The following is a 10,209-nucleotide window of genomic DNA, read 5'->3' as shown; positions in this document are numbered from 1 at the left end:
TGATCTTTGCGTCTTTACGAGCAATTATGTATTTGAGCTCGTTGACCTTATCGGTCTTGGAATACTTGCTGTCCTTAGGTGGGCGTCCTTTCTTCCTCAAAGCTATTCCTGCTGCTATCTTGCGTTCTTTCTTATGTTGCCGCTTGATAAATCCTTTCACTTGTTCTTTCGTGAAGCCTAAACGCTGAGCTATATCATTTTGCGTTAACCCTTTTTCTTTCAGTTCACTTATTTCTTTCTCATACTGCTGTATATGTCTGTAACTTCTTGCCATAACAAAACCTCCTATGGTTTCTATTATACCATAGGAGGCTCTTTTTGTCATTGTACGTTTTTTATGGTTCGGTTCAAAAAGCGCGGAGGGCGTTTTAGTTTTATAATAATGAAGTCATATAAAGAGGAAGATAAACTATGTCATCTTCGACTTTAAGATCACTGGTGTGAAGGACATAGGGAGTATGAAGCTGTTGGTTATATCTGCGTATGAATTTTTTCAAAGATGAAAGTGTATAATTCTTTCCGGATTTCACTTCGATCGGAGAAATATTGTGACGATTGCTGATCTTACTTTTGGCGATAAGAAAATCAATTTCCATCCTTGCTTCTGCATCGTTGCGAGATGAATTTGCATAGAAAAACAGCTTATGACCGCTTGCTGTAAACATTTGAGCAACAATGTTTTCCATTATCATTCCAAGATCAACTTCAAGTTTGCCCAAAAGAAGTTTCTTATAAATCTCTTCGCTGACGATTCCCTTCTCATCAAAACAATGACTGATAAGCAATCCTGTGTCGCCCATATAGCATTTAAGAAGTGTGCGGTCACGATTTAGATTCAGTCCAATATTTGGCTCAGTGGAGTTGTAGCAGTTATTTACGATCATAGCGTCAGAAAGCCAGAACATCGCATCTCTGTAATTATCAAATCGAGCACCTTTTTCAAGAGACGATAGTTTGAAATGCTGATTCTGATTCTGAAGCTGAGAAGGTATCTCGTCAAATATTGCTTCAACTTTCATTTCATAGCCAATGGCGTGTTTTCTGATGTCCTCACGATACAATTTCAGTATACGGCGCTTTACAGTATCAACGCTGTCAAAATCTTTGGTATCTGCATAAGTCTTTACAGCCTGAGGCATACCGCCGACAATAAGATATAGCCGGAACAGATCCATGGCTTTTCTGTGCAAAGCCTGACCTAAAGGCTTTCTATTATTAAAACATTCAACAATCAAGGGATACATTGTATCATTGTCAAGCGCCCAAAGGAATTCCTCAAAATCCATTGGATACATATTAACGGTATCCTCTTCAGAAGGAATGAGAATACCCTCAACATTTTTCCTGATTGAAATAAGAAAACCCGTTTCAATATAATCATATCTTCCGTCTTCTACAAGATACTTGATAGCACTTCTTGCTCTCGGGAATAACTGGACTTCATCAAAGATGATTAGCGATTCACGAGGATAAAGCTTTTTATTATATAAAGTTGAGAGCTTCTGAAAAAGAATATCCATATTATCAAGGTCGTGCAGGAAGATATCTTTGACAGCCTCATCAGCCTTGTTGAAGTCAATCAGAATATAGCTTTTATACTCGGCTTTTGCGAATTCTTCAACGATATAGCTTTTGCCTACACGTCTTGCACCTTGTACCAGCAAAGCGCTTGCTCCATTGGTACGCTTTTTCCATTCTACAAGATAATCGTACATTTTTCGTTTCATACACTCAGCTCCGATCTGCGTATTTTTTAATTAGTATAACACAAATCAAGAAAAAAACATGGTGAAATCTACATAAAACAAGAATTTTGTTTTGGAAAATCTTACACAAATCGAGATTTTAACATTGGTATCAAGCATATTTCTCAAGCAAAGACAGCCTCATCTGATACCATTCTGCACCGCCGTGAGTTGATTTTGCGGTCAGACCTTCATTGACAAAGCCGAATTTCTCATAATATTGGATTAGCCTGTTCTTGCAGGTCAGCACGACTCCCATTCGTCCTTGCTCTTTTGCAATTTCAATATAACGCTCGATCAGCTCTCCGGCACAGCCTTGTCTGCGGCATGCAGGGATCGTATTAGTTACTTAACAACGGGAGCAACTCTATGATAGCTGCTCCCGTTGTTGAATGTATTGATTGAAAATCAGTAAGAAGAAAAACAATGATAAATAAACTGAAATGGACCAGAGATCCTGCCAGAACACCTTACGAACAATCAAAAAGTGCGATAAACAGACGATTTTGCTATAAAAAAGCAGTGCCACTCTCTACTGTTGGAGAATGGCACTGTTTTGATTTGAAAAACGATTTTATTTGGATCATATCCTGACCAAGTACTCTATTCACTCTTTACGCTTGTTGAGTTTAATGCTCCATATGACCTTCCCGCTTTCCAGATACCTTGTTATCATATTGGAATATGCTTCTGGAAGCAATTCAGTATCCATGCATCTTCCTTTGCTGTCAGGTATCTCAGCAATACGGTGTGCATCGGCTTGCTCTGCATCTAAGAGGGAAATATCATCACCGGATACAATGTAAAATCTGCCCGAATGGTAATGACCGTATACGAAAACATTTTCCTCAGTGGGACCGTAGATGATCGTTTCTTCTTGTGACGTGTTTACCTTGCCGATCCAGGGGAAGCCGAGCTGAGTTTCTGTGTCTGCAAGCGCATCGCAGAGTTCCCGAACAGTTTTATTCATATTTGGTACAGCTCTGATCGGCGAAAAGGATTGATTGAATGGATCGTTGCCGCCGCCGATCGCCCAGAACACGATGCTTTCGACAAGGAGAAGTACTCCGATCGCGATATTTGTGCCGGAAAAAGAGGCAATGATCGAATGAACAATGGCTGCGATGCCTCCGATTGCCATAGGAACTGCGGCAATCCGGAAAATCAAAGATATGATCCACTGAAAGCGGAGTGTGAATGCACGGCTTGCGGCAGCCGAATACATGACGATAGCTTCGATCAGGAGCAATGTTGCGATACATATTCCACGTTCAATGCCCTGCGTTTTCCATATCGCAATTACACCGGAACAGTTCAGTACGATACCGGACAGTATCAGCAAAATGCCAGAGATGTTCTTCACTTTCTTCGCCTTGCATCTGTCTATGACAGTTCCCATACGGAAAAAGCCGATACAGAAGAGAAAAGCCGAAAGGCCCAAAATGATCCAGAAAAGAATATTCATCTTTTTCGGCAGTATGAATATCAGTCCGTAGGAAGCCAAAAGACACAAGATGTCTATCGTTAGTTCTGTACGATCTCCTGATCGTTTCATTAATGTTCTGATTTTTTCTATGAGCGCGACCATATCTGATGCTCCTTTGTCGTAATCAGTGATTTTTAATATTATATCATAGATATGACAAAAGTTCAAGATTAAGGTGGAAAAAAAGGTTGAAATGAAACTTAAAAACAAGAACTGCATCTTGCATATGAGGAGAAGATATGGTATAATAAACGTAATCGCTGTTTGAAATGCAATGATACAGCGTAATATACAAGGAGAATACTGCGATGGAAAACCGAAAATGCCCATCCTGCGGCGGCGAAATGGAATTATCTGTTTCAAATAAATGTATGGTGTGTCCTTTCTGCGATACGCATATAGATGTTGAGATCAAAGACGACGGCAACGGCGCTCTGCTTGATACAAAGATGTTCGATATCCTTTGGGACATCAAGGCTTTGAAAAAACATGAGAATGTTGTGACTTGTCTGGATTCGTTCCGCTACTGCCTGAACAGTCTGAAAACCGCTGACAGCGTGGCGAAGTATATCCGAACCGCCCTTATCAATGATGAAGATGTGGCAAGTGAGGGCATCAACCAGAACAGGATCGACAAGATCATGCCGAAGATCGCTGACCTCATGGATTCGGACGAGCATATCATCGTTTACGGTGATGACGGTCTGATTTCAAGAGGAAAATGCTTTTTTGTAATGACAGACAGACGCAGTATCTTCATGGAGGGGAAAAGGCAGAATTCCGTACTTCACAGCGATGTGGATGCACTGCGGCTCGATCCCAACGGCGGTTATCCCCGCTGGAAGGTGAATAACCAGGATGCACAGTATATCCCCGGTGTCGGTACGAAATACCGCCTGCAAGGTGCTGTGGCAGCGCTGATCTGCCTTTACGCAAGAGAGCATTGCTCCGATAAGATCAAACTGCTATAACAAAACAGAGGTCAGAACGCTTTGTCCTGACCTCTTTTCATTTTAATGCCGCCATGTGGAATCCTTGTCGGAAACATGGTCGCAGATGACCGCAAGTGCGATCACAATATCCTGCACGTCCTCGTCCTTGATGCTGATGCGGTAGCAGTCCGACCAGTGTGCCTTGTCCTGATCGACGTGGGCAACTGTTCTGCCGCCGATCTCTATGTCATAATCAATGCCCATCATGTCGCCTGCGATACGAAGTTCAGCTCCGTTTACAGTTCCGCTGACTTCGGGGTTAATGATGCGGAATTTCTTTTTCAGTTCGGCAACTGTCTCGTCGTTTCTGATAAGGACATATTCGTCCATGATCTTCGCAATTTTCCTTTTCAGCTTCAAAACCTCTCTGCCGTCCTGCTGAATGGTGAAGCTGTGGCTGGTAATATCGCCTTCCACATGGAACACCACGTTTTTCTCCTGATCGAACACGTCAAATCTCGGTTTGAGGGAGAACAGCTTTTGCTCCATGTACAGCGAGATCGGTTCGCCTGTTGCTGTATTGGCAGGCATCGCTTCGTCTGTGATCGTAATAGATTCGCCGTTTTCCAGCCTTTTGATGACCTCCAGAAGCTCGTCCACGGCTCTGTCTGCATAGGAGCTTTCCTCGTCCTTGCTGCCCAACAGCACTTCGGATTCCATTTGCATCGCTGTTCCCACGCTGTTTGTCCCGTCCGTGCCGATCTTGCCCATGATGATCTTGTCCTTATGTACCCGAACGAAAATGTCATAGTACGGTGTGATGTTCTTATACATGACCGACTGCGTACCGAAAATATCGCCCAGGATCGGCGTACCAAAGCTGACCTTGATCGCCGACAGCTTCTCAAAAAGCTGTTCATTTGTGAAGTCCTGCACGTTCTTCACGCTGCCGAAGCCCATATTTCCGCCGCCGGAAAAATCAAAAAATCCCATAAAAACTCCTTTCAATCACTATATCTTGTGCTGTCCGCCTTGTCGGAAACATGGTCGCATATCACCGCAAGCGCCACAGCAACTTCTTCTAACGTGCTGTCAAATATCATCATCTCATAGCGGTCGCGGAAGCTGGCGTTTTCTTGCTCGATACGGCAAAGCTTGTGACCGTCCACCAGAATGTCAAAGTTGTAGGACTCATAGGCGACTCGTATCTCAAGACTTTTGCCATAGACATTTCCCGACAGACTGCGGAAAAGACCCTTTTTGATGTGTGCTATCTCCTGACCTTCCTTTTCAATGGTGTATTCTGCAAACAGCTTTGCGATCTTCTTGTGAAGTACAAGCACTTCATTCTCGCCCTGACATACCGAAAAGCGGTGCCTTGTCACATCGCCTTCTATGGTATAGACCGCATTCATGCCGTCGCGGTACACCTGATACTGCGGTTTGACAGCGAATAACGACTGTTTCAAATACATCATGTATGGTTTGTTTTTCTTTGGCTTTTCCATATGCGCTGCTCCTTATCATCGGAATCACACTTATTATACCATAGCAAAAGTGAAAAAACAAGCCGAAAGAATGACTATTCACGCAAATTCTATTGACTTTTCCACTGCAATAGGGTAAAACATTTAAAAAAAAAGGGGGGTGACAGGACTTTGTTCGGGTGCTACGATTTAAGCAAGCAAGCAGCATAACTTCGCCCTTTTCACAATTTTATACGGAAATAGAAGCGTACTCTATGGGATAAATGCGTCCCGTGGGGTGCGCTTTTGTGCGTAAAGGAGGAAAATGGATGAAAAGCTTTTGGAAGAAAACTGCAGCCGGACTGCTTGCTCTGCTTATCGATCATATCAGCCGATGTGAAGTCAGTCTTGTCTGTGTGAGCAAGTTCAGCGATCTTTTCAACAGTATCCTTGATCATGTCGTGAAGTTTCAGTTCGGGTTCGGAAGTCTGGTACCTCTCGAAGATCGACTTAGCATCAGGTACGAACATGGAAAGGCGAGGATAATCAAATCCTTCCGCTTCGATGAGCAGTCTGTCCTCGCTGTACTCGTCAAGAAGCATTATGCAGTGATAGGCATTCTTGTCCTCGTACATAAGGTCCCTGGCGGCAGTTATAGATTCATGCTCCTGATACGGGTTGGATTTCAGCCTTTCAAAGTCGGAGTGAGGAAGGAATACCCATTTCTCGACCTCACAGCGTTTGGTGTTGTGATCGGAAGCCTTGTGTATCAGCTTACCGTTCATGTAGAATTTGTTCATCTGTTTTCCTCCTGACATAATTATTCCATAGACAGCAGGCGTGATCTGCTTTCTATGTATCTGCCACAGGAGGCTCAAAAATCGTTCACAGCGGCTTTAGCTGCTCTCGGTGGTGTAGTTTCCCGAACTGCAACCAATGCCGTCAAAAACGGCTCACAAAGCGCTGATAGGTTTTCTATCACTTGGTTTTCGTAGAAACAAAAAAGGACTCGATTCCAGTGTTTTCACATTTCGTGAAAACCACTAAAACCGAGTCCGAAACTTTGTATACTATTTTGGGGCGGCAAAATCGAGATTTGCCTGTATTTCGACCTTTGGAGGGGACTGAATTCGCACTTTTGAGAGTTCAAATCCTTACACATGGCTAAAACAGCCCAATGTCATCTATGAAAATCAAAGTAAATTTTTCGAGATTTGGGTAGCAAAAAATCCCGATATTTCGGACTTTTTTGGGCATGTCATCAATTTTGTTATGCCATCATGTCTAGGCATAACAAAATTGATGACATTCATTTTTCCGCAATTTTAAGCGGTTTTTTTGTATCACCGTTTTTAAAGTGCCTATGCGCTATTCTTTTCTATACATAGAGAAAGCATATTCCATCGTATTTGTCAAGAGAAAACGTAATTTTCCGAAATATTTTTCAGTTAACAAATATGTATCTCTGCTCCCTGTACTTTGGGTACAGGGGGCTTTTTGGTTTTACAATGTCTCTACTCCGTGGAACAGAAAGTGCATCTTATCTATCCGCTTATCAGTGTGCCGTAAGCAACACCTTAACATGGGAATTTGGAATAGTTCGGACGGTTGGGCTTTACAATAAAACTGTAAGGGCGTATGACTCTGATTAGGGTGTTACGAGAAAAGCAAAAATGATATGCATTCTTTTATTGTGAATAGAATGCATATCATTTTCTTTAAGATGGATTTAATTGTCTTGACTTACAAAAATACCCCTTCATTAATTTCAAAAAACTCTTCACTACATGAGAAATTATTTGACCCACCTCTGCGGACGTAAAAATAAGAAAAGTACTAACATAGATATAGATTTATTAAAATGATGTTTCTACGTCAAACTATGAAAAACCAGCAGATACCCAATTAAAGTATCTGCCGGTTATAAATAATACAAAATTATCGCCTAAATTTTAGAGCAAATCCTAAACCAAACAAGAGAACGAACATAGATACACCAAGCAATATATATGCCGTGGTGTTGTCCTGTTGAGGGCTATCATCCATAGGTGAAAATCCACCCATATCAGGTCTTTCGCCGCCTCTTGACTTATTTTCATTTTGGGGAGCGGAACTGCTGTTTTCATCAGCATTCGGAGCAGGCTTTTCTGTGTTTTCGGAGCTTGCCTCAGCCTCTGTGACCTTTTCTGTTTCGGAGCTGTTTGCGTTTTCATCACCTGTTTTTTCGGTATCTCCGAAAGACGGAGCACCGTCGGGCATATTATTCGGATCAAAGTCATCGGGCATTTCGCCGTCAAAGCCCTGTGGGGGCTGACCGCCGAAATCAGGCATATTGCTTGGATCGAAGTCATCAGGCATATCGCCGCCGAATCCCTGTGGCGGCTGACCGCCAAAGTCGGGCTTCTCGCCGTTCCCACGCTGAGGTTTGCCGCTGCGGCTTGAACTGTCCTCGTTTGCAAGTGGCTGGATATTGCTCAGCATCTTTACGGAGAAAGACGAAGTATTTGAGGTCTGTACTATCTCGGAATTATCAGTTTTCTTTGAAGTATCAGATGTATCTGCCTTTTTTGAGCTGCTATTTCTTCCGAAGCCGCCTTTTTGTCCGCCAAATCCGCCCATTCCGCCGCCCATAGAGCCCATATCAGAGGTGTTCAGTCCATCTGTGTCGATAAGTGCGGAACCGTCTTCCTTTTGTCCCTCTGTAGTAGACGGGATAGTGCCGTCGAGCTGTCCGCTGACGCTTTCTGCACGGAGAGTACAGAACCTGCTGATAGCTTCAACGCCTGTTTTGAACTCGTCGTAGGTGCAGAATTTTGTGGGATCTTTCTCAACGTATTTGTCGATAAGCTCTGCGGTATCTGCCACAAGCTTTTCAAAATCCACGCTGTCAAGGAACTCGCTGAAAAGCTGATGATATTGCTCGGTGTATTCCTCATTATCGAATATCCAAGCGATCATAGGTCTGTCGCTCATGCCGTTTGAAACAGGAGTATCAATGGGAGAATTGACAGAAGATGAAGCATTTCCGCCCATAAACGAACCATAAGCAAGATTATAGTCCCACGGTATCATGGAAAACTGCCCATTTTTCTCATAGAGATAGTAGTTGTGTATCATCTGACCTGTATAGCTGTCGCCGTTTACAAGGAAATCATGGACTACAAAGTAGCGGATGACCTCTTCAACATCGACTGTATTTTCAAGGTCTGACTGCTCCGAAAGAGCTTTCAGTGAGCTGATAAGGCGCTTTTTATCTGCCTTATCGACAGCAGTTTTTGCATTATTGAAGATGTTGGAATAGCTGTCGATATCGTCATCGGTATATTTAAGCTTTACATCGTCGCTTCCCATACCGAAGCCGCCGCCGAATCCGCCGGGTGTTTCTGATGAGGTGTTATTATCGTTTGTTTTATCGGAGCTTTCTGTATCTCCGCTCTCTTTATCCATAAAATTCCCCATACTAAAGTCCTTGCCGTTGCCGCGTCCGCCGCCGAAGCTCATAGCATCTGGCTTGTAGAGGTCGCCGTAATTGCTGCCGTAGTTTCTATCAAGGAATGACTCCTCAATGGCAGATTATAATATGAAGTGCAACAAATAAAAAAAGAATTGACTTCATCTTGTCCAAGGTGTAAAATTGAGTTTACCACAACACCAATAACACGGAGGACAAAATGAAGCCATATACTCATTTTACACTAAAGGAACGAATTTGTCTAGAGGAAATGCTAAAACTTGGAAAAAAGATTTCCGAGATTGCAGAGATACTTGGACGAAGTAAATCAACTATCAGCCGAGAGCTCATGAGGAACAGTAATCAATATGGTAAATATAATTCGTGGGGCGCTTATTCCAAAGCAACAGCACGACGTAAAGCGTGTGTACGCAGAGCAAGGATACAGCATGGAACGGAATTATACAGTTTTATTGTTGAGTGCCTGATGAAATACTGGTCGCCAGAAGCGATAGCCAGATGCTGGAATAATGAGCACCCCTTAAACCGTATAGCATTTGCAACAATCTACCGCGCAATACGGAATGGCTTTTTCAAAGGTATCACGCCGAAGTCTCATCTTCGCAGACGTGGAAAGAAAAAGTACGCTCATCGCAGCAAGTTCAATACCATTCAGCCTGAACACACGATCCATGAACGTCCTGAGTGTATTGAAAAGCGTGAGCGCTTCGGTGATTGGGAAGGCGATACGGTATGCGGCGGCCGTGGTAAAGGTGGACTCGTAACGCTTGTAGACAGAAAATCACGTTTCCTGATCGCAGTTCTTATTCGCAATTTTGATAGTAATACCGTCCAGGAAGCGATACTTAAAGCATTGGGAGAACTGAATCCGAAAAGCATTACCCTTGATAACGGAGCTGAATTTGCAAAGTTTCGGGAGTTTGAGAAGCAGCTTGACACAATAGTTTACTTTGCAGATCCGCATTCTCCGTGGCAGCGTGGCACGAATGAAAGTACCAATGACCAGCTTCGTTTCTGGTTCCCAAAGGGATTTGATTTCAGATCAGTTTCTCAGACCGATGTTGATCGCGTTGTGGCTTTCATAAACGCTCGACCTAGAATATGCCTC

General features: G+C 43.1%; 10 protein-coding genes. 2 read left to right on the top strand and 8 right to left on the bottom strand.

The features are described from left to right. From BT127_RS16015 to BT127_RS16000, 4 genes are all read right to left on the bottom strand, one after another. Nucleotides 1-274, bottom strand: a 274-nt coding sequence (locus BT127_RS16015; RefSeq protein ID WP_075425439.1) for a hypothetical protein, incomplete at its 3' end; no start/stop codon positions are given. Nucleotides 275-374: 100 nt separating this feature from the next. Next, the gene (locus BT127_RS16010; RefSeq protein WP_075425962.1) at nt 375-1,727 is read right to left on the bottom strand and encodes an ATP-binding protein; all 1,353 of its coding nucleotides are present in this window, start codon (nt 1,725-1,727) and stop codon (nt 375-377) included. Between the two features lie 130 nt (nt 1,728-1,857). After that, on the bottom strand, nt 1,858-2,082 hold the full coding sequence (locus tag BT127_RS16005; protein ID WP_082335085.1) for a GNAT family N-acetyltransferase: 225 nt from the start codon (nt 2,080-2,082) through the stop codon (nt 1,858-1,860). Nucleotides 2,083-2,352: 270 nt separating this feature from the next. Then, nucleotides 2,353-3,333 (bottom strand): hypothetical protein, encoded by a 981-nt coding sequence (locus BT127_RS16000; protein ID WP_139275595.1) that lies wholly within the window; start codon nt 3,331-3,333, stop codon nt 2,353-2,355. Between the two features lie 206 nt (nt 3,334-3,539). On the opposite strand from BT127_RS16000, the gene BT127_RS15995 reads away from it, so the two are divergent. Further along, nucleotides 3,540-4,202 carry a TFIIB-type zinc ribbon-containing protein gene (locus BT127_RS15995; protein ID WP_075425960.1) on the top strand — a complete coding sequence of 221 codons (663 nt, stop codon included), beginning with the start codon at nt 3,540-3,542 and terminating at the stop codon, nt 4,200-4,202. A 42-nt stretch (nt 4,203-4,244) separates the two neighbouring features. Here the strand turns inward: BT127_RS15995 and BT127_RS15990 are convergent, their stop codons facing one another. The 4 genes from BT127_RS15990 to BT127_RS15975 form a co-directional block, all read right to left on the bottom strand. Then, nucleotides 4,245-5,156, bottom strand: a complete 912-nt coding sequence (locus BT127_RS15990) for an LURP-one-related/scramblase family protein (RefSeq protein WP_075425959.1) — start codon at nt 5,154-5,156, stop codon at nt 4,245-4,247. Nucleotides 5,157-5,167: 11 nt separating this feature from the next. Continuing rightward, on the bottom strand, nt 5,168-5,671 hold the full coding sequence (locus BT127_RS15985) for an LURP-one-related family protein (RefSeq protein ID WP_075425958.1): 504 nt from the start codon (nt 5,669-5,671) through the stop codon (nt 5,168-5,170). Between the two features lie 200 nt (nt 5,672-5,871). Then, nucleotides 5,872-6,429, bottom strand: a complete 558-nt coding sequence (locus BT127_RS15980; RefSeq protein ID WP_075425957.1) for a DUF6329 domain-containing protein — start codon at nt 6,427-6,429, stop codon at nt 5,872-5,874. Between the two features lie 1,138 nt (nt 6,430-7,567). Next, nucleotides 7,568-9,196 carry a CotH kinase family protein gene (locus tag BT127_RS15975; protein WP_082335084.1) on the bottom strand — a complete coding sequence of 543 codons (1,629 nt, stop codon included), beginning with the start codon at nt 9,194-9,196 and terminating at the stop codon, nt 7,568-7,570. 104 nt (nt 9,197-9,300) lie between these two features. Between BT127_RS15975 and BT127_RS15970 the strand changes: the two genes are divergently transcribed. Continuing rightward, a partial coding sequence (locus BT127_RS15970) for an IS30 family transposase (RefSeq protein WP_075425955.1) occupies nt 9,301-10,209 on the top strand: 909 nt, incomplete at its 3' end.

The organism is Ruminococcus sp. XPD3002, assembly GCA_900119535.1.
GTDB lineage: Bacteria > Bacillota > Clostridia > Oscillospirales > Ruminococcaceae > Ruminococcus > Ruminococcus flavefaciens_H.
This window is presented reverse-complemented; position numbering and strand designations above follow the sequence as displayed.

What these genes read in the sequence shown, in the direction of transcription:
- BT127_RS16010 (WP_075425962.1), bottom strand. Translation starts at nt 1,727, where the DNA reads ATGAAACGAAAAATGTACGATTATCTTGTAGAATGGAAAAAGCGTACC.
- BT127_RS16000 (WP_139275595.1), bottom strand. Translation starts at nt 3,333, where the DNA reads ATGGTCGCGCTCATAGAAAAAATCAGAACATTAATGAAACGATCAGGA.
- BT127_RS15995 (WP_075425960.1), top strand. Translation starts at nt 3,540, where the DNA reads ATGGAAAACCGAAAATGCCCATCCTGCGGCGGCGAAATGGAATTATCT.
- BT127_RS15990 (WP_075425959.1), bottom strand. Translation starts at nt 5,156, where the DNA reads ATGGGATTTTTTGATTTTTCCGGCGGCGGAAATATGGGCTTCGGCAGC.
- BT127_RS15985 (WP_075425958.1), bottom strand. Translation starts at nt 5,671, where the DNA reads ATGGAAAAGCCAAAGAAAAACAAACCATACATGATGTATTTGAAACAG.
- BT127_RS15980 (WP_075425957.1), bottom strand. Translation starts at nt 6,429, where the DNA reads ATGAACAAATTCTACATGAACGGTAAGCTGATACACAAGGCTTCCGAT.